The organism is Desulfallas sp. Bu1-1, from assembly GCF_015594625.1.
Lineage (GTDB): Bacteria > Bacillota > Desulfotomaculia > Desulfotomaculales > Desulfallaceae > JADNRQ01.
This window is the reverse complement of sequence record NZ_JADNRQ010000001.1, coordinates 228,047-247,403: the sequence shown is the minus strand read 5'-3', so window position 1 is coordinate 247,403 and position 19,357 is coordinate 228,047. Positions and strand designations below refer to the sequence as shown.

Below are 19,357 nucleotides of genomic sequence, written 5' to 3'. Positions count from 1 at the left end.
AGGGGAAATCTGTTCTTTGATGAATTTACTTTTACAGAACCGGAATTTCCTTTAGAGACTGGTATTGTTGGGCAAATTCCGGGGTCAAGCTTTTTGCCTGGTCAATTAATTTTTTAGCCTGTTCGGCCCGGCCGTTTTGCTCATGCAATAATGCCAGCCATACCAGCGCCTGGCCCTTGATTTCTTTCCTGCCCGAATTGGATGCCTGCTGCAGGTATTTTTGCGCTTCGGGGAATCTGCCCAGGAAATAGCCGGCCTGCCCCACGGCGAGCTGGATTTTATCATTTACCACCAGCGCCGGCCCCTGCCACATGGCAATATCTTTCTCCTCCAGGGACGCCGCCCGGTTATTGATTATTTTAATAACGCCGGCGGCCCTGTTGAAGTGCTCCCGCGCGGCATCCTTTTTGCCGGAAGCCAATTCTTTAACGCCCAGGTTTACATAATTTTGGGCGTATTCTTCGTAGACCTCTATGTTATTGGGGGCCAATGGCAGTGTGTTTTCAATTTCCTTGGCAGCCAATTCATGGTTGCCGCTTGCCATGGCTATTTTAACCAGGTTATTGCGCACCGCAAAACTGTACGGGCTCAGGTCCACCGCCGCCCGGGCTTCAGACACGGCGTCATCGCCTTTACCCAACCCGCTGTAAACCTGGGACAGGGTGATCCGGTAATTTGCGTTAAACGGGTTGTAGGCAGCGGCCTTTTCCAGGCTTTCTACTCCCCTGTCAGCATTATTTGCCCTTAAATAGTACATTCCCTGGTTATACAGTTTGAAAGCATTTAAAAGTATAGTACACACCAGGATCACGGCCAGCGATGCTGCCGTGGCCGTAACAACGGGGGCATAACTTAAGGTAGTTTGTTTTGCGCGCCGCCGCTCCTTTGCCTTGTCCAGCCACAGCAGGCCTGAAGTCATGCCCATAATGCTCCATAATACAATTGTCAGGGCAGAAAGAGAAAGGTCGAAATCAATAAGGGCATGCCCGGCAATCATGAAAAAGACGACTGCAAACAACCACGCCAGTTGCCGGTGTGCGTAATTTTCCTTGTTTTTATGGAACAACCGGTGAGCTAACGCCAGGAAGGATAGCCAGATGCCGAGCACGATTATAATACCTGTGATGCCCGTTTCCACACCCACCTGGAAATAGTAGCTGTGCACTTCCCGGGTGGTATACCGGTAACTCAGGTAGGCCTCGTAGGCTTCCTTCCAACCGCCCCCGCCCCAGCCCAACAGGGGGCGTTCCCCGATCATGTCCAGGGCGCTTTCCATGTAATAAAAACGGTGATAGGCGGTGTATAGATATTCAGGGCTGGTTACTTTTTCAAGAACTTGCGTTTTTCCAGCTACCTGGATTCCGCCGGCTACCATAACAACGGCCGCCAGGGCGGCAAAAGCCAGGATAAATTTCTTGCCGTCCCCCGCCCACCGGTCGAACACATAACGGTTCAGCAAGGCAAACACCAGTTGCCCGGCCAGGGCCAGAATCAAGCCGCCGGCAACCCAGAGCCAGGCCGTATTATGTTGACCCGCCTGCGCCAGGGCAATAAACTTGCTGATAACGATATAAGCAACCGCGCCCAGGTAGCCTGTTATCAGCGAGGCGGTAAGCCGCCTTTCGTTACCCGCGCCAATTAAATATAGAACAAACACCAACCCGAACACCAGCAAGCCGCCCCGGGACTTGCTGCCCAGCAGCACGGCCAGCAGCAGGAAATTGCCGCAGGCATAGAGGCAGCCCGCGGGATTCAACCGCGCCAGTTTTAATTCGACGGTTTGCCGTGTGCCGGCCGGCGCGGCCAGAGCCGCGCGCCGGCGGTCGTTGGAGCGGTGCCAAAGGTAGATACCAAGAAAGAACACCGCGCCCAGGTAACTGGCCAACGCGTTATGATATTGGAATGTGGATGAAATCATACCGCCAAATTGCGAAACATTAAAACCGTCTTTAATATTTATAAGCTCCGTCGCCGTAGCCAATCCCGCCAGGGCCACACCAGTGGCGCTGATATAGATTACGTGCAGCAGCTTGTGCACATCTACCTCGTCGCGCACCAGCCGGGATGCGGACCAGTATGTAAGGAAGTACAGTATGTTTTTGACCACTTCGTCGATGGCCAGCCCCTTGTTTACCGCCGTGAAGGTGGATATTATATAAACCACCGGCAGGGCCAGGGCGAACCAGTCCAATGGGCCGCGCAGGAATTTATGGTCGTTCTGCAGCCAGCGCCACAGGAAGGTGAGCCAGAACACCAGGGCGGCGAACATGAGCGCCTTTTCCTGCTCCGGGGCGAAGAACAGCCCCCGGAAGTAGGGCGGGAAAAACAGCAGCAGCGCCAGGCCCCAGAAGGCAACCTGGTGCAGCGGGTCAAATTGCTCCTTAGGTGTAAGGTTTTTTACTTCTTTCCGGGCGGCTTTAAGCCCGGCTTTTTTCTTTTTGGCGGTCATAGTTTTATGCTTCCTTTTTTGCAGAAATGGAAACTGGTTTCATTACCTGTATAACATTGCATGTAATTCTACATAATGCTACATATTCCTGCTTCAACTTATGTAAAAATAAAACAGGGTGAAGCTTGACCCCGCCAAATCTGATTCTAACACCTGATCAAATGAGCAACTGCTTCTCTTTCCGGGCGGTACGCATTGACAATGAAATGATAGATCCGAACAAACGAGTTATCAATTTCCGGGTTCTTATGCCGGGTAAGCAGTACTCCGCGCAAATCCGGGCTATAAATACTCATGTCAATAATAGGACCTTCTCTTTCAAAGTATCTTTGCCCGTCTATTTGCACGTAAAAATTTTGCAAAATTCCCTGCCTACCTTTCAGTACTGTTTCTAACCTTGTATGCTTATTAAAAATTATTGTAAAGCCAAATCCTCCTTCTTCCCTCAGGTATCCAAGCAATTGCTTAAGCTGTCCATTAAATTTTTCCGGTGCCCACTCCTTGTTCTCTCCGGTGGCTATGTTTTCATAACACTCACCGGTTCGGTAAAGAAAAAGGTCCAGTTCCCCAGCTTTCGCCCTGGCGTACCCCTGTGGGGCTTCCCTTTCAATTTCTATACCTTCACCGGTGAGAAAGGACATTTTAAGGTTGTTTTTGATATCATCGCTTAATTCGTTTTCAGATTTCTTTACTAAACTTTTCGGCGTTTCGGAGAGCAGTTGAATGGCCTTGTTGATAGTCCTAACTATTTTCATTTCCAAATCCGGTATGGTTAGGTTTAAAGTTGATTTTACCGAACATTGCAAGCTCATTATTAGCTTGGAAGATAGTTCCCTTTTATCCCCGGTTTCCCTGATTTCGGACAAAAAATTGGGTATATTATGAACTAATTTTTCAACATTCTCCAGCACTCCGTGCATGGAAGGTTCATAATCTGGATTGAGGCTCCTGGAAATCATAAAGTAGTAGAGTGATTTTACCGGGTCGATATGGGCATAGGCGCAAGCAAGGTTGGCATTTAAAAGGTAATCATCCGGATAATTAGTAATGTGTTTTTCACACCATTCCACGGCTGTATCATATTGACCCAGGGCTATCAGTACGGCCGAGTAATTAACGATTTCCTGAATTCCGGGTTTTTTGTGTCGGAAATATTCGTCAAAACATTTTTTGGCTGCCGGGTAGTCTTTCTTCAAATAGTAAGCTAGTCCCTGCCTGGCCTTATTTTCCTTGCCGGAGGGTAAAACTGTCAACGCTTTATCATATTTCTCCAGGGTTAAAAGCGCATGAAACTCCAGCAATGTCCAGTATTCTATTCTATCGGCCAGGCCTTTATGTTGCGCGCCCAGATCCTTTAAATAGCTTATAAACCGCAATGCTTGTTCCGGGTAGCCGGCGCGCACCAAAAAGAAAGCTTCTTTTTCAGCCACACCAAGGCCAATGCCGCTTAAATCAGAAGGGAATAATTGTTCAAGTTCAATATTCACTTTCATTTTCAGGCTCTGTAGCAGCATAACCCCCTCGGTAAAGGTTAAATTATTTTTAATTGATTCAATAAAATCTAATACATATTGTTGGTCTTTCTTTTGCAATAGTTTGATAATGTAATGCCATAAAATCTGTTCTTCTTGAACCGCAACGTTTTCAAATATGCTAAAAGTGTCATGCACAAAGGAACTCCACGAAAGGGGCCCTTCGTCATCTTTAATGGTAAAAGGCTTTAACTCACGGTAAATACGGAGAACGTAATCCGTTATTTCCTCGCCCAACTCATCCCGGTTATTATAATTAAGAACAAATTTGGCCAGAATTCCCAGGTGGAACCTGAGCTTTTTGGCCAGGTTGAAATATTCTTCCCAATCAACGGAAGCATTAGTTTTATAAACCGAAAACCTTAGGATAAAATCGATTGACAGTAGTTTTTCGGTAATTTCCTCAGCCGGCAGCCAGTTCAGGCTTTGCATAAGGTTATCTACACCGTTCAGGCCAAAGTACGTATAATAAAATCTTTCTTGATTTAATAAATCAATATACTTATTAACCAGCATGACGGCAACTGTTTCTTGATTTTGAGGCGTGTTTTGGGCATATTTAATAAGCAGATCATAAACGGCAAAATCATCACCTGGCGCCTGGTCATTGAAAATTTGAAAAAACCTTTCCGGTACGGAATAGTTGTTCAGATAATCCACTGCCTTTTCTATAACATACTGCCTAATTCTTTGCTTTTGCCGGTAGCCGTTATTGTTTCCAAAGGAGCTTGGTCCGGTGGGTAAATAAAAGTAGAGGTCTAACAGCAGGCTAAAATATTGTTCTCCATTATCGCTTATACGATCAATAAAATACTTAACCAACTCGATTTTAAATTCTTCGATATTAAAAAGCGCTTGTTCCTGGAGATAATAATCAGGGCTTAACGACAAAACGTTATGGATTATGACCGGTATAAGTTCAATAGATTTATATTCAACCAGGCAGCTTGGCTTTTGATGCCCGTACAGGGAGAAATAAAACCTGTATATATTGGAATTAATCCTGGAAAAAATGTCTTCAAATTCTTTGGGTGAAATATATTCAGCTAAATATCGAAAAATAAAGCTTACTTCCGGGATGAGATATTCGTAGTAATGCCGGAACTCAAAGTCATCGTAAAAGAGGCCTGTTACCTCAAAAGCTTTAAACTGGTTTTCCAGCTTATACCTGTTTTTATCGTACGGAATAATTTTTGAGGATTCGCGCGGGGAGTATATGTTTTCACCTTTAATCTCATAAGGCACATATTTTAAACGCATCAAGTAATTAGGGTCTTCCAGAGAGAATATATCTTTTTCTTCTTGCAGCCTCCTGGCCGCATAGCCGGCCAGGACACGCAGCTTGTGTACATCCATGGAATTTATAACGTCAGTAAGATATATTTCTGCGATATCCAACTCCAGCAGCAGATAAAAATAATGGTCGATGCTTTCTTCCCATGTTTTATAGCCCGTATTGAGAATAAAAATTTTTAGTGCCTGGTAAAACGCGTCCTTCAGGTTATTGCGGTTTTGAAAAATGGCTTTGTGTAAATCCTCGCTTTCGGCCAGTAAATCCGCTTCTGTCAGCTTTTGGGCAAGCCTTTCGTTGTGCTTGTGTAAAAGCTGTTCCCAGGTATGTATTTGAAATAATGGATACTGAAACATACTTTTTGAAAAGTTCTGTAAAAAAGCAACTTCAGGTAGGTTCCGGTAACCGGGATCATCGAATAACACCTTGATTGCCGGGTTTATTATCGCGCGGCCGTTGGCCTGCAAAACATAATACTTTTCTATTAGTTCCCGGCAAGCAACCTTTTTCGTTGGATTTGCGGCATTCCAATCATTGACTGAAGCCTCAAAAGCGGCAACTGAACAGTGAAGGTGCTTCTCCTTATCAAAAGAAGCGAGCAAGGAAAGGAAAAACTGAACGATTTGATATTTATCGATGAAGCCAGCCAAGCGGTGATTGTCGTCTTTATCCTCCTTTGGCCGGGATGGGGAGTGATAATCAAAAACTCTGAGAAACCTGCGGTATCGTTCCTGTTTTTGATGTAAATCAAAAGTATTCATAGCCGGCTCCTTTCACGGTGCCAGGCACCTGTCAATTAGGCACCTGTCAATTTAAGTAAATTTAAGGGTAAGGGAAAGGTGACCTGTCCCCCTTTTCCCTTACCCGGCATATCAACCATTATTGATAATTTTTCGCATCTCCTCCAGCGAAGAAGCTACAAACAGCTTGCTGACTATCTCGTCGAGCACGTCAGCATCGGTAATTTTTTGTACTGTTTCTTGTAACTGTAGGGTTTCTGATCCAAACTTGGTTTCCAAAAATCTGCAGATTAAGTTTCGTATGGCTTCTGCTCTGCCTTCTGCTCTGCCTTTTTCCATACCTTTTTCCATACCTTTTTCCATACCTTTTTCCATACCTTTTTCCATACCTTTTTCCATGCCTTTTTCCATGCCTTTTTTCATGGCTTCCAATTCTGCTTTAGCTGCAGCCGCAGCCGCGCGTCTCTCCACCATCCTGCGGGTGAAAGGGTGGTTGGCCAGCAGTTCCTCTATTTTTTTCTCCTCTTCCGCGCTGATATCTCTGGCCATTTTTAACATCACCTCCATCTCGTTATACGTTATCAACTTGTTTTTTATTTTGAACTCTATTAGCTCTTTTAAGCGTGTATTGCCCGGCTGTTCCAAGTATTTTCCGATCAATAGTGAAATGGCATTTAGCTTCCCGGTGCCAGGCACCTGTAAATTTATGGGAAAAGGGGACAGGTTATCTGTCCCCTTTTCCCTTGCCTTGCTACGGTGTACTGCGTATACCGGTCTACCAATCTCCCAAAAAAATTATGGCATTTTCCAAAACTGTATTTTGCATGGCGTTCGCCAGGCGGTACTGGAATCCACTATATAGGTCTTCATCGTTTTCGGTCCTCGCTGATCAGTTCCGCGCTATCCGAAAAATGTACTTTTTTTGCCTCAAGTTCCTTCCTGATACTGGCAGCTATCTTGATGCCTTTTTCGGTATTGTGACTAACCGCTTCGGTCAGGATGATTTTTAGTTCCTGCTGCAAGGATCTGTTGTTATCCCTGGCTCTTTTTTTGAGCTGATTATATAACTTTTCCGGAATGTCCCGAATAAGAATGCCCGGCATTAACATCACCCCCAACCAATGCTATCATAATGATAGCATTGTTTTTGCGGCGCCGCAATATGCGGGTGAAAGGGTGGTTGGCCAGCAGTTCCTTGTTTTTCATTTTGAAACAAGTATTTGGTAAGGCTTGGTTTACATGTTGCCCAGTATTCTCTCCAGCGGTTCCCGCAGTTCCAGGGGGATGGCGGCAATCTTGCAGCTGCGCCCGTCGAGGGTGGCCCGGCCCACCATCACCAGGGCCTGGGACCAGAGGACGCCCAGGGGGGATTCCGGGTCGTATTCCTGCCAGAAGAAACCGTCGCCCTCCATGGACCCGAACTTGCGGGTAACGGCGTTCAGCCTGCTCCAACCGCCCCGTTGCAGCAGGTACCTCAGCAGTTCCCGCTCTTCCTCGACCAGCTCCCGCACGGCCTCTTCCAGGTTTTCATAACCGGCAAGAAATTCTTTTAGCTGTTCCTCCCGCTCCCGGCGGCGCCGCGCGGGGTCGAGACCGTAGACCAGGCAAGCCCCTTCCAGCCAGTGGGCCGGCATGTTTTTCAGCCCCCGGGCGAGAGTGGCATCCGGCGGCAGGGGTTTTTCCTCGATTTTCATGCGCTGTTCTTCGACGTACTTATTTATCAGATGTTCTGTGTCGCAGAAAAGCAATGAGGTTGCTTCGGCCAGCTCTATATCTTTTTCCAGTCCCTTCATTTTTTGCCTGAATTCGCTATCCAGCCCGCGGCTGTCGATTCGCTCCAGATATTCGCGGGCCCGTCGCGGCTCTCCCATTTGCAGCATCAGGCCCGCAAAATTGAACAAGAGGGCCGGTTCCTCGGGGGCTATTTCCTCCAGCATCTCCATCAATTGCAGGGCTTCCTCCAATTCGCCCTTGTGTCGCAAAAGGTTGGCCAGCGTCATGAGCGCCCGGGGATACAGCTTGCCTTCCCGGTAAAGGTCCTGCAGCAGGGCCGTGGCCTCTTCTGTTTGCCCGTTATCCCGCAGCCGGATCGCCCGGTCCACAATTTTATCCAGTTCTTCGTCCGGTTCCAGTATAACAGGGGTCTTTTTAATTTCCACCAGCCGGTGCTCTCCTTCGATGAACATGGGCACGGGTTCCCCTTCCCGCAGCACGCCCCTGGCCACCAGGGCTTCCGCCGCCGCCAGCTTCAAAGCAGGAGAAAACCCGGGGTATTCCAGCACCTGCCGCCCCAGTTTCTCGCCCCACTCGCCGCCGTATTGCACCAGCGAGTATATGGCCAGGATGGCGCTTTTGGAACTATCATCCTGCAATATCATGGACAGCAGCGCCACGCGGAAAAAACTGTTCTGCACGCACTGCCGGCGCGCTTCCTCACTGGCGCCGGCCTCTTTAACCATCTCCTGCAGTTTGTCATCGGACTCAAGCTCGTAGCTCATCTCAAAGGGCGGGATTACGCCCCGCTCAATCATGAAGGCCAGCTGCTGCATACACTCAAACAGCTTGTGCACCCCGGATATGGAGGACCAAAGAGACGCGGCCCGCTTGTAACGGCCAATGTTGAAACAGGCCACCGCGGCCAGAAATTTGTTTTCCCAGGAAACATGATGAGACTCCCAGCGGCGATAGAGGTCGAATACCAGCCGGTGGTCTTGCAGGTCGGCGGCAGCCCGCATGATGATGACCGTATATTCCCGGAAGAAGTTCAGGTCCTGTCGCAGTCCTGTGCGGCGCAGTTCTGATAGTCCATCCTCGAAGCTGCGCACGGCCTGCTGCAGCCGCCGGCGGGCCTGGTCCTTTTGGTCCAGGGAGCAGTGAATCCTGGCGGCCAGGGCGTAGGAAAAGGGGTTCGCCCCGGTGTTTTCGTTTTCCGGTTCCACGTAAGGCTCCAGCGCCTCAAGTGCCCGCAGCGGCTCGCCGGCCATAAAGTAAGCCAGCGCCAGGTTATTGCGTGTGGGGATGGCTTCGTCCAACTCCAGGGCTTGGGCGAACGCCTTCCGGGCAGCCTGGAAGTCGCCCGCATCCAAAAACTCTTTTCCTTTTTGCACAAGTTCTTCCGCTTTTTTAACCTTCATTTTTCAACCTCCGGTGCCCGGTGCCAGGCACTTGTCATTTTAAGTAAATTTAAAAGTAAGGGAAAGGGACCTGTCCCCCTTTCCCTTACCCGGCATATCAACCATTATTCAAAATATTTGGCGACCATCTTTTTTACTATTCCGCAATTTGGGCAAGCACTTCCGGGAATCTTTCCACGCTGTCCTTTAATTGTTGTAACGTCGAGAGTTTGCCGTTTATTTCATTCTATTACCACCATTGTTTAACCGTCAATATTCTCTCTTTAACGTTGAAGAAAGGCAGCGGCCTGCCCCCTGCTATTCCCCTTTACTACGCCCGGCCGGGGGCGCCTTTGGGAGCATACCTTTGCATTTCAATGGCCCGCTGGGCTTCGACGCGTTTTTTGCTCAGCATAAAGATCAGCGGGACGGCGAACAGGATGATCACGGTGCCCACAATGAAGGTATCGCCGATGGCGATGGCCATGGACTGCTTTTGCACGGCCAGGGTGAGCAGGGCTACCGCGCCGTCCCGGCCGGCGGGGATGCCGCTCGCGCTCAGTTGCGCACCCACGCTTTGAATTAAGCCCGGGGCCACGGGGTGGGTCAGGCCGGCCGTGTCGGACATAATATTAGCGTGGTAAACCTGCCTTTGGAGCATCACCCAGGTTAAGAAGGCGATGCCCAGGGAGGCCGAAATTTGCCTGACCAGGTTGTTCAGCGCCGAGGCCGGGCCGGAGAGAAACGGCGGCAGGGTGTTCATGGCGGCGGTGGTAATGGGCATCATCATCAGGCCCATGCCCGCAGCCCGGATCACCAGCATGCCCTGGAGCCAGCGGTAGCTTGTGTCGAGGCTTATTTCGTGCAGCTTGTAGGTGGTTGTGATCAGGATCACCATCCCCACCACGCACAGCGGCAAGGCGCCGAACTTGTCGAACAACCGCCCGCTGATGGGCATCATGATGCCGCTCGTCAGCGCCATGGGCATAAGCAACAGGCCGGTCTGCATGGGAGTGAGCCCCATCAGGTTCTGGGCGTATATGGGTATGAGAAAGATGGCCGCGAACAGCCCGATGGTGAGGATGGCCGTGGCGGCCTGGCTGGCCGCGAACACCGGGTTGCGCAAAAGCCTCACGTCCAGCATGGGCTGGGGGGTCTGCAGTTCCCACAGCACGAACAGCAGCAGCAAAAAGAAGGCGCAAACGAACAGGGTGACTATGTACTGCGAGGTCCACCCCTTGTCCTGCCCCTCGCTCAGGGCCAGCAGCAGGGCGAAGCAGCCCGTTCCGCTCAACACAAACCCGGGCACGTCGAATTTCAGCTCGTGCCGGATTTCGGTTTCTTTTAGAATCAAGCCGGCCAGGATAACAACCACAATGCCGATGGGGATGTTGATGGTAAAAATGGTATGCCAGGAAAAGTTGTCCACCAGGTAGCCGCCGGCGGTGGGACCGACGGCTGGCGCCAGCATGGCGGTGATGCCCCACACCCCCAGGGCCGTACCCATCTTCTCCCGCGGCACGATGCGGAAGATCATGGCCATGCTGACGGGGATCATCATCCCGCCGCCCGCGGCCTGGACCACCCGGAATGCCACCAGGGAGTTGTTGCTCCAGGCCAGGGCGCAAAGGGCCGACCCGGCGGTGAAAGCCGCCAGGGTATAGATATACAGGCGCTTGTAGCCGAAGCGGTCGCCCAGGTAACCCGTGACCGGAATAACCACCCCGGAAACCAGCAGGTAGGCTGTCATCACCCACTGGATGCTGTCGGCGCCCACGCCGAAGATGGCCATCAGCTTGGGCACGGCCACGTTGACGATGCTGCTGTCCAGTATGGCCATGAAGCCGCCGGCGATCAGGATAAACAGGGCGGGCCAGGGGATTTTGCCGTCATTACTTGACATGGATCCTCACCACGGCGTTGGTGCCGTACAGCAACCGGGAAGTGTCAATGCCCTCCAGCCGGATGCGCACCGGGATGCGCTGCACCACCTTGGTAAAGTTGCCGCCGGCATTGGCCTGGGGCAGCAGGGAGAAGGTGGACAGGGTGGCTTCGCCGATAAACTCCACCCGGCCGGTAAATTTCCGTCCCGGGATGTTGTCCAGGGTGATGTCCACCGGCTGGCCCACCTTCACCTTGTGTAGATCGGTTTCTTCAATATTGGCTGTAATGTACAGTTCTTCGGGCCTGATCACCATGGCCACGGGCTGGCCCGGCGCGCCGATTTCCCCGGCGCGGGCCAGTTTCTTGATTACCAGGCCGCTGACGGGGGATTTGACCAGTGCCAGGTCGGTGTTGCCGCCCCGCGGCAGGGCGGTGTCGTCCAGCCTGGCGATCACCTCGCCGGCCCGGACGACGTCGCCCTCCTCCACTTTCATTTCAAGTATTTCCCCGGCAATTTGCGGGCTGGCCTTGTAAATATCGCCGTCCACCCTGGCATCCTCGGTGCTGACGTAATGGATGCTGTTGTACCAGTAGTACCAGGTCACACCGGCCAGGGTCAGGATCATCAACGCCAACACGATCACTATCGCTTTTTTATTTTTCACCGGCTATCACCCTATTCAAAATCCTTTTTTTCTCCTTAATTTTAGCTTGACGCCCAGATCGTCCATGATGGTATAGACCACCGGCACCAGGATTAATGTAATCAGGGTGGAAAACAGCAGCCCGCCCACCACCACCGTGGCCAGCGGCGCCTGGCCCTCCGCGCCCTCGCCGATACCCAGCGCCATGGGCAGCATGGCCAGAATGGCAGTTAAGGCCGTCATCAGGATGGGCCGCAAGCGGGTGGGTCCTGCCTGGAGGATGGCTTCATCCCGCGCCATGCCCCTCCTGCGCAGCACATTGACGTAGTCCACCAGCACGATGGCGTTTTTCACCACGATGCCCGCCAGCAGGATGACGCCGATAAAGGCGGGCACGCTGAACGTCCTGCCGGTGAGCAGCAGGCTCAATACCACGCCTATAATGGTCACCGGCACGGAGAACATGATGATGAACGGGTAAATCAATGATTCAAACTGCGCCACCATGACCAGGTAGACCAGCACAATGGCCAGGATCAGGGCCAGGCCCAGGTTGCCGAAGGCTTTCATCATTTCCTCATTCTGACCGCCGTACTCGATAAAGTAGCCCGGCGGCAGGGGCAGGTCATCAAGCCTGCTCCTGATGTCTTTCATCACGCTGTTCAGGTCCCGGCCGCTGAGGTTGGCAGTGATGGAAACAAACCTGGACTGGTCCTGCCTGTTGATGGACGTGGGACCCTCCTGCTCGATCAGGTCGGCCACCGTGCCCAGCGGCACGGTCACGCCCGTCTGCGACATCACGGTCAGGCTTTTCAGGTCGGCCAGGCGGGCCGAACCGGCATTGGCCAGCTGTACCCGCACGTCAATTTCGTCCTCGCCCGTGCGGTACCGGGTGGCCACGGTGCCCTCAATGGCGGTGCGCAGCGTGGAGGATACCTCGGCTCCGCTGAGGCCGTACTGGGCGGCCTTGTCGCGGTTCACCACCACCCGGATTTCCGGCAGGCCCTCCGCCAGGCCGCTGTCAACCTGCCTGGTGCCGGGAACCTGCTCAATAATTTTCGCCGCTTCGCCGGCCAGGCGGGTGAGGGTGGCCAGGTCGTCCCCCTTGATGTTCACTTGCACCGGGGCGCCCATGCCCTGGCCCTCGGAGGCGGGGCCGGTGGCGGAAACCTGGATGTCCGCGCCGGGAATATCCCTGACCAGGCCCCTCAGTTCCTCGGCCACCTCATCGGTGGACCTGGATCGCCGGCTTTTTCCCACCAGCTCGAAGTAAACCTGGCCCCGGTCGCTGCTCACTTCTCCACCCATGCTTTCACTGCCGGTAAAACCGATGCTGGAGTAAATGTTTTTTACCTCGGGGATCCGTTCCGCCAGCCTTTCCACGGCGGTGATGGCGCGGTCCGTTTCTTCCAGGCTGGTGCCGTTGGGCATGTCGACCGTCACCTTGACGTAGCCCTCGTCCATGGTCGGCATGAACTCGGCGCCCACCCTGGGAATCAGCGCCAGGCTGGCGATAAAGAGAACGGTGACGCCGGTAATCACCCTTTTCCGGTGGGACAGGGCCCAGGCCAGCGTATTCTTATACCGGTTATGCAGGCGGTCGAACCACTTTTCCGAAGCGCCGTAAACCCGCCCGGAAAAGGTGCCTTCCCGGACCTCGGTCAGCTTAAGGAACCTGGACGCCAATAGCGGCACCAGGGTCAGGGCCACGGCCAGCGAAGCGCCCACGGAAAACGACACGGTCAGGGCCATGGGTTTGAACAGCTGGGACGCCAGCCCCTCCACGAATACAATGGGCAGGAACACCGCGATGGTGGTGAGAGTGGAAGCGATAACCGGGCTGGCCACCTCGTCGGTGGCCACCCTGGCGGCGTCCACCAGGGAGTAGCCCTGCTGCCGGTGCCGGTAGATGTTTTCCAACACCACGATGGCGTCGTCCACGATCAGCCCCACGCCCAGCGCCAGGCCCCCCAGGCTGATCAAGTTCAGGGTCATGTCATTGAAATACAGGAGCACGAAGGTAAAAATGATCGAAATGGGAATCGAGGTGGAAATAATCAGCGTGCTCCGCAGGTTGCGCAAAAACACCAGCATAACCAGCATGGCCAGCAGGCCGCCGCCAAAAATTTTATTCACCACGCTCTGGATGGACTGCTCGATGAATTCGGACTGGTCAAGCAAAATGCTGACCTGGAAATCTTCCGGGATGTCCTTTTCCATTTCCCGCAGCGCTTTCTTGACATCCCTGGCCACCTGGACCGTGTTGGCGGTGCTCTGCTTATTAATCATGATGGTCAAGCCGGGTTTACCGTTGACCCGGCTGATGTGGGTGGCTTCCTTGACGCCGTCCCTGACCTCCGCCAAGTCCCCCAGGTGCACGGTGGTTCCCGCGGGGGAAGTTAAAACCAGGTTCTTGATTTCCTCCGGGTCCTTGAACTCCCCGGTGGCCCGCACCAGGAGGTCCTTTTTGCCCTCCTCCACCTGCCCTCCGGAGACGTTCATATTTTCCATTTGCAATGCCTGCACGATCTGGTTGAGGCTGAAACCGTAACCCTGCAGCCGGGCCTGGTCCACCAGCACCTGGATTTCCCGCTCCGCCCCGCCTTCAACCCGCACGGCGGCAACGCCGGGCACCCTTTCCAGCCTGGGCTGGATGACGTCCTCGGTGACCTGCTTTACCCGTACCGGGTCCCGCCCGGAGACCGCCATCTGCAGGATAGGCAGCATGTTGGGGTCCATTTTGAACACGGTGGGGTTGCCCGCGTCGTCGGGGAAGTAGGATTTAATGAGGTCCACCTTCTCCCGCATCTGCAGGGCGGCAAAGTTCATATCGGTGCCCCAGTTGAAGAAAACGATCACCAGCGAGTTGCCGGTGGAACTTACCGATTGTATTGAATCAAGGTCGCTTACCGTCCCCAGGACGGATTCCAGGGGGCGGGTGATCAGGTTTTCCACCTCCTGGGGTCCCGCGCCGGGATAATCGGTGATCACCGCCGCCACCGGCAGGTTCATCTCGGGATACAGGTCAATGTTCAGGCGGCTCAGGGATACGCCGCCCAGGATTAAAACCACGGTAACCAGCACTGCGATGGTGAGGGGTCTCTTGATGGAAAAGTCGGTTATTTTCATAGATTCGCCTCACCTAATTCTTGATTTCCACTTTTGCGTTTTCCTGCAGCGTGTCCTGCCCGGAAACAACTACCTGCTCGCCCTCTTTCAGACCCTTTTTGATTTCAATCTTTTTCCCGTCGCTGATGCCCACTGTGACCGGACGGCTGCCGGCCTTGCCGTCTTTCACCACCCAGACGATATCCTTGCCGTTTGACTTGACCACGGCTTCCCTGGGCACCAGGAGCGTTTCCTTCTGTTCGCCGGAGAGTTGCACCTCGGCGAACATGCCGGGTTTAAGCAGGTAACCCGGGTTATCTATCTGCACCTTGATGGGATACGCCTTGCTCACCGGGTCGGCGGCCAGGGCGATGTTGGTGATGGTCCCGGTGAACGGCTTGGCGGAAACCGCGCTCACCAGCACCGGCACCTGCTGCCCCTGCTTGATTTTGTTGATCAGGTTCTCGGTGACCGTCGCCTTGACCACCACTTTATCCAGGTTGACCACGGACACGACGGGCGTGGGCGACGCGGGGCTGGCCAGTTCCCCCGGGTCGACGTTGACGGCGGTCACCACGCCGCTGATGGGGGACTTGATAAAAGCGTTGTTGTACTGCTCCCGGGCGCCGGCCAGGGTTGCCCTGGCGGCCGCCAGCATTGCGGGCTTGGCCTGTTCGTAGTCAATTTTGGCCTGCTTATATGGAATTTCATAGGCGGTTTCATAACCTGTCGGCCCCGCCTGGGGGATGGCCCCCGACTCGTAGAGCTGTTTGCCCCGCTCATAGTTGGCCTTGGCCTGCTCATAGGTAATCCTGGACACTTCCAGGGCCGCCTCGGCCTGGGCCACGCCCTGCTCAGCCTGCCGGACCGCCGCTGCCAGGGCGGCGTGCTCCAGGGTCACCAGCGTCTGTCCCTTGCTGACCCTGTCACCCACCTGCACATTGACGGAATACACCTTGCCCCCCTGGCCGCCGGGCACTACATCGGACGAAGCCAGGGCTTCCAGCTTGCCGGAAACCACGGTGGTATCGGCCAGCACACCCTTTTCCGCCGCCGCCGTCCGCACGGAAACGATAAGCTCATCCCCTTCCGCCTTGACCTGGTCCTTGCCCTTGCCGCACCCGGCCAGGACCACCGTTAAGGCCAGTATAAGGGCCAGTAAAGCAATTAACTGGCTGGTTAATGAATATGTAACCTTGCGTTTAATCTTCGCCTACCTCCTTTTGAGTATTTGAGCTCTCTTATCGACCGTATCTCTGTAACCGCCCTGGATGCGAGCGAACACTCCCGTATTTACGCTCCCTCTATTCGCCCGTATCCTACTTCAGGTGTTTGCGCTGCGGGGTCCTGGTAGGTACCTGCAATCCTCTATTCACTCTTATCAACCGGGACTCGTTGGATAACCTTTCCGGTTTCCTCCTGTTGCATCAGCGCCAGTATTTTTTCGTAAATCCGGATCATATGTAAAATCTCTTCCTCATCCAGTTGCCCCAGGTAGCGCTGAATCAACCGCTGCCTGCCCTCCTGGCAGGCCTGGACCACGTTTCGGCCTTCTTCCGTGAGTTCCAGCCAAACCACCCTGCGGTCCTCCTCCGACCGGTGGCGCACCACCATCCCCGCCCGGCACAGGCGGTCCACCAGGGCGGTGACGGCGCTCAGGGAAACGCTCAGGTCCTCGGCCACCTCCGAAACGGTCACCCGCCCGCGGTCGCTGATCATTTTCATCACCACAAACTGGTTGCCGGTAACTCCCTTTTCCATCACACCCGCCAGTTCCTGGTGCATCCGGCGCAAAAATTGCTGCCCCAATTCATCCAGGCGGTTAATGTACCGGATCAGAACCTCCTGGTCCAATCCCCCTCCCTCCCCCGTAATAAAAATAAAAAAACAATACCTCCAGGTATAAAATTTGGAGGTTGAATAATTTACTAGGTTAAGTTTATTCATTTTGTTAAAGGTTGTCAAGATCAAGGTGCCAGGCACCTGTCAAAATTTGCTACGTGCCTGGCACCTGGGCGCGGGGTCGGGGAAGATTCAATTGCAATAAGTTAAGTTCCTGGCAACGGACTAGTTTACAACTGACCATAACCATATACCGGCACTTTAATAACCCGCCTTGCCTTGGGCGGCCTATCCTTCATCTTGTCAAGCTCTTTAATGACATCGGAATCAAAATATTGCTCTCCGCAACGCTCGCAAACCCATGCCGGAACGTTCTCCACCAAGGTCAACGTATCACCCCACCAATTCTCGGCAATAATAAGTTTTCTTACAGTCGAACTCCCACACTGAAAACATCTGGTCACCATATTAATCCCCCTTTCCGCGGGTGCGTTCATTAATCCACTTTGGAGGTTCAGGAAAATAAACCGTAATTATTATTAATGTGTCCGAAGGATCCATCCCACAAACAGCGTGCACCGGCTTACCGGGCCCAATATAACCGAGTACCAAACAACTGTGTCCACGGGGATCTTCCGGGTAATCCTCAATTATTTCCCCGTTCGCTATGGCAATGGCCACATGGGTCCAATATCCATTAAAGTCCATTCCTGGTCGTAAACAGTTTGGTTTAATTTATTTTGACATGATAAGGGGTAAAAAAACAAGAACACCCTGTATTTTATTTACCAAGGGTGTATGTAAAAAATTAACAGGTGCCTGGCACCTGTATCATTTTACGAAGAATATTGCTATAATAATAACAGCAAAGGGGAAAGGAGATTTATTATGCCTAACATTAAGCCGATTTCCGATTTAAGGAATTACAATGAAGTGTTGCGCAGCATAGAGGAGGGTTCACCGGTCTTTTTAACAAAAAATGGCCGTGGCCGCTATGTGGTTATGGATATGCAGGAATATGAAAAAATGCAGGCAAAATTAAAATTACTCACTGAACTTGCTAAAGGTGAAAAGGCAGGGCGGGAAAATGGATGGCTAACCATTGATGAACTAGAAGCAGCCCTGGGGGTAACGAATGGTTAATCTTAAAATTTCGCCCAAAGCGCAATAGGATATGCTGAAGATAAGCATATATCTCCGAAGAGTTATGTAATCCTACAGCAGCCACGAATGTGCTGGCCAAAATCACCAAACGGATCAGAGATCTTATAGATTTTCCGTTGATTGGAGCGCCCTTGTCCTCTGTTATTAAAATTGAAACAAGCTATCGTTACCTTGTGTGCGGGCAATATACAGCTTTTTACCGTTATGAAAATGATACTGTATATGTGGACAGAGTGCTATATGGCAGACGAGATTTTTTGCGAACCCTCTTTGGGGATGTTGCAGAGGAAGAAGACAACTGATTATCAAATATAAGATTTTAATTGGTAAGAGCATCGCTTAGATGGTGCTTTTTTCTTGCCCATTTTTAGGAGGAACGAAAATGAAGCTATCGATAAAATTAATATAAAAAAGTCGGTAAAGCCTCAGCCGTATAAATGAGGAACCAAAAAAGTACTTTTTTTAGGATAGCATAAAGCTATCCTATTTTGCTATGATAGGAATTGGATAGGTTTTGAAAAGAATCTATATATGTGCAATTCAAGATGATTATATCCAGTTCTTAAAACAACAACCGTAAATGATTTACATTCGATAGCTAATTAGTAAAATTGAAAATTCTTATTATTTTAAAAATTTATCGGACTATGTAAAATGGCGCCACCCTGCTGTGGAACAGGTTATTTGACGCCAATATTACTATACAAACAGATAGCCCGTCGGCCCAATAGCGACCTGCGGGCATTTTGCTGTTTATTGTCGAATTTTTAGAGTGAAGTGCCAGGCACCTTACGTCTATGTTAAACTGCCCTCAAATCCACTATTTTCAGGTCTATCTGGTACCCAAGGCGATTCAAATAGCTTCGGCAATCTTCCCAGGTAATGCCGAATGCTTTTACGTCAGCCAGGCCCAGACGACCGGTGATATCTTTGAGGTTTTCGTAGTCTTTTTCGTCAAAATCAGCTTCCATCATGGATTTTTCGGCCCAATCAATAAGTTCTGCCAGGGTAATACGATGGTAAAGGTAATCAATAATTTTTTGGGCTATATGTTTACGTGTAATTATCATTTTGTTTCTCCTTTCAAAACTTTTATGTGGCCTTTGTCAACAGGATATTTTTCGTGTATTTCAACAAGGGTACCGTTTTGGTCGTAGATTTCTTGATAGAATCTAACGGTAATTTCCGCTTGATCAACTTCTTTGACGTAACGGGCCGACCAGCCGTGTTTTCCTTTTATTTCGTAAAAATAGCGGCGGCCACCGTCGGGAAGATTGATCCAGAAACCAAACTTCTTTTCATTTTCTTTGCGTTTTTTAGACACACTTAAACCTCTTGTTTTTTATTGATTATATCTAGCATAGAGGTGTATGTCAATATTAACCATATATGAAAATATCTTCTGCTGTTTTATGCACCCCGCAGGTAAAAGTTAACTTTAAATTATCTATCGTTAGCTTAATTATACGGTATTTTACGTAAAACTTCACGACTTTTTAGCATTTTGGTTCGCGGATTCAGGTATGAGCTATTTGGTGTCTGGTACCGTAGGCTTCCCGAGGTAATAAGCTAAGCGCCTGTCAATATCAC

At 51.5% G+C, this 19,357-nt stretch carries 16 protein-coding genes; 2 read left to right on the top strand and 14 right to left on the bottom strand.

The features are described from left to right. Window positions 1–31: 31 nt before the first annotated feature. From IT084_RS01115 to IT084_RS01060, 12 genes are all read right to left on the bottom strand, one after another. On the bottom strand, window positions 32–2,449 hold the full coding sequence (locus tag IT084_RS01115; protein WP_195710315.1) for an O-antigen ligase family protein: 2,418 nt from the start codon (window positions 2,447–2,449) through the stop codon (window positions 32–34). 146 nt (window positions 2,450–2,595) lie between these two features. Then, the gene (locus tag IT084_RS01110; protein ID WP_195710313.1) at window positions 2,596–6,033 is read right to left on the bottom strand and encodes a tetratricopeptide repeat protein; all 3,438 of its coding nucleotides are present in this window, start codon (window positions 6,031–6,033) and stop codon (window positions 2,596–2,598) included. A 111-nt stretch (window positions 6,034–6,144) separates the two neighbouring features. Continuing rightward, entirely contained in the window at window positions 6,145–6,561 is a 417-nt protein-coding gene (locus tag IT084_RS01105; RefSeq protein ID WP_195710311.1) for a hypothetical protein, read from the bottom strand. Window positions 6,562–6,878: 317 nt separating this feature from the next. Next, a complete protein-coding gene (locus IT084_RS01100; protein WP_195710309.1) occupies window positions 6,879–7,115 on the bottom strand; it encodes a FitA-like ribbon-helix-helix domain-containing protein in 237 nt (78 codons plus the stop codon). Window positions 7,116–7,247: 132 nt separating this feature from the next. After that, the gene (locus tag IT084_RS01095) at window positions 7,248–9,146 is read right to left on the bottom strand and encodes a tetratricopeptide repeat protein (protein WP_195710307.1); all 1,899 of its coding nucleotides are present in this window, start codon (window positions 9,144–9,146) and stop codon (window positions 7,248–7,250) included. A gap of 310 nt (window positions 9,147–9,456) precedes the next feature. After that, window positions 9,457–11,028, bottom strand: a complete 1,572-nt coding sequence (locus IT084_RS01090) for a DHA2 family efflux MFS transporter permease subunit (RefSeq protein ID WP_195710305.1) — start codon at window positions 11,026–11,028, stop codon at window positions 9,457–9,459. After that, a complete protein-coding gene (locus IT084_RS01085; RefSeq protein ID WP_313885401.1) occupies window positions 11,018–11,674 on the bottom strand; it encodes an HlyD family efflux transporter periplasmic adaptor subunit in 657 nt (218 codons plus the stop codon). Before IT084_RS01085 ends, IT084_RS01090 begins: the two co-directional genes overlap by 11 nt. A gap of 15 nt (window positions 11,675–11,689) precedes the next feature. Beyond that, entirely contained in the window at window positions 11,690–14,782 is a 3,093-nt protein-coding gene (locus tag IT084_RS01080) for an efflux RND transporter permease subunit (protein WP_195710304.1), read from the bottom strand. Window positions 14,783–14,795: 13 nt separating this feature from the next. After that, the gene (locus tag IT084_RS01075) at window positions 14,796–15,896 is read right to left on the bottom strand and encodes an efflux RND transporter periplasmic adaptor subunit (protein WP_195710303.1); all 1,101 of its coding nucleotides are present in this window, start codon (window positions 15,894–15,896) and stop codon (window positions 14,796–14,798) included. Between the two features lie 233 nt (window positions 15,897–16,129). Next, window positions 16,130–16,615: a MarR family winged helix-turn-helix transcriptional regulator gene (locus IT084_RS01070; RefSeq protein ID WP_243276634.1), complete on the bottom strand. Its 486-nt coding sequence runs from the start codon at window positions 16,613–16,615 to the stop codon at window positions 16,130–16,132. Between the two features lie 218 nt (window positions 16,616–16,833). Next, window positions 16,834–17,070, bottom strand: coding sequence for a type II toxin-antitoxin system MqsA family antitoxin (locus IT084_RS01065; RefSeq protein WP_195710302.1), 237 nt, complete (start codon window positions 17,068–17,070; stop codon window positions 16,834–16,836). A 1-nt stretch (window position 17,071) separates the two neighbouring features. Further along, a complete protein-coding gene (locus IT084_RS01060) occupies window positions 17,072–17,311 on the bottom strand; it encodes a DUF4258 domain-containing protein (RefSeq protein ID WP_195710301.1) in 240 nt (79 codons plus the stop codon). Window positions 17,312–17,491: 180 nt separating this feature from the next. Here IT084_RS01060 and IT084_RS01055 point away from each other — a divergent pair, with 180 nt between their 5' ends. Further along, entirely contained in the window at window positions 17,492–17,746 is a 255-nt protein-coding gene (locus IT084_RS01055) for a type II toxin-antitoxin system prevent-host-death family antitoxin (RefSeq protein WP_195710300.1), read from the top strand. Between the two features lie 89 nt (window positions 17,747–17,835). After that, on the top strand, window positions 17,836–18,069 hold the full coding sequence (locus tag IT084_RS01050; protein ID WP_395879218.1) for a type II toxin-antitoxin system RelE/ParE family toxin: 234 nt from the start codon (window positions 17,836–17,838) through the stop codon (window positions 18,067–18,069). 498 nt (window positions 18,070–18,567) lie between these two features. On the opposite strand, the gene IT084_RS01045 is transcribed toward IT084_RS01050, so the two are convergent. Both IT084_RS01045 and IT084_RS01040 read right to left on the bottom strand, forming a co-directional pair. Then, window positions 18,568–18,837, bottom strand: coding sequence for a hypothetical protein (locus tag IT084_RS01045; RefSeq protein WP_195710299.1), 270 nt, complete (start codon window positions 18,835–18,837; stop codon window positions 18,568–18,570). After that, window positions 18,834–19,091 (bottom strand): hypothetical protein, encoded by a 258-nt coding sequence (locus IT084_RS01040; RefSeq protein ID WP_195710298.1) that lies wholly within the window; start codon window positions 19,089–19,091, stop codon window positions 18,834–18,836. The genes IT084_RS01045 and IT084_RS01040 overlap by 4 nt, the downstream gene beginning before the upstream one ends. Between the last annotated feature and the right edge of the window lie 266 nt (window positions 19,092–19,357).

Excerpts from the sequence above, each read along its gene's own strand:
- IT084_RS01115 (WP_195710315.1), bottom strand. The coding sequence starts at position 2,449 with ATGACCGCCAAAAAGAAAAAAGCCGGGCTTAAAGCCGCCCGGAAAGAA.
- IT084_RS01110 (WP_195710313.1), bottom strand. The coding sequence starts at position 6,033 with ATGAATACTTTTGATTTACATCAAAAACAGGAACGATACCGCAGGTTT.
- IT084_RS01105 (WP_195710311.1), bottom strand. The coding sequence starts at position 6,561 with ATGGCCAGAGATATCAGCGCGGAAGAGGAGAAAAAAATAGAGGAACTG.
- IT084_RS01100 (WP_195710309.1), bottom strand. The coding sequence starts at position 7,115 with ATGCCGGGCATTCTTATTCGGGACATTCCGGAAAAGTTATATAATCAG.
- IT084_RS01095 (WP_195710307.1), bottom strand. The coding sequence starts at position 9,146 with ATGAAGGTTAAAAAAGCGGAAGAACTTGTGCAAAAAGGAAAAGAGTTT.
- IT084_RS01090 (WP_195710305.1), bottom strand. The coding sequence starts at position 11,028 with ATGTCAAGTAATGACGGCAAAATCCCCTGGCCCGCCCTGTTTATCCTG.
- IT084_RS01080 (WP_195710304.1), bottom strand. The coding sequence starts at position 14,782 with ATGAAAATAACCGACTTTTCCATCAAGAGACCCCTCACCATCGCAGTG.
- IT084_RS01065 (WP_195710302.1), bottom strand. The coding sequence starts at position 17,070 with ATGGTGACCAGATGTTTTCAGTGTGGGAGTTCGACTGTAAGAAAACTT.
- IT084_RS01060 (WP_195710301.1), bottom strand. The coding sequence starts at position 17,311 with ATGGACTTTAATGGATATTGGACCCATGTGGCCATTGCCATAGCGAAC.
- IT084_RS01055 (WP_195710300.1), top strand. The coding sequence starts at position 17,492 with ATGCCTAACATTAAGCCGATTTCCGATTTAAGGAATTACAATGAAGTG.
- IT084_RS01045 (WP_195710299.1), bottom strand. The coding sequence starts at position 18,837 with ATGATAATTACACGTAAACATATAGCCCAAAAAATTATTGATTACCTT.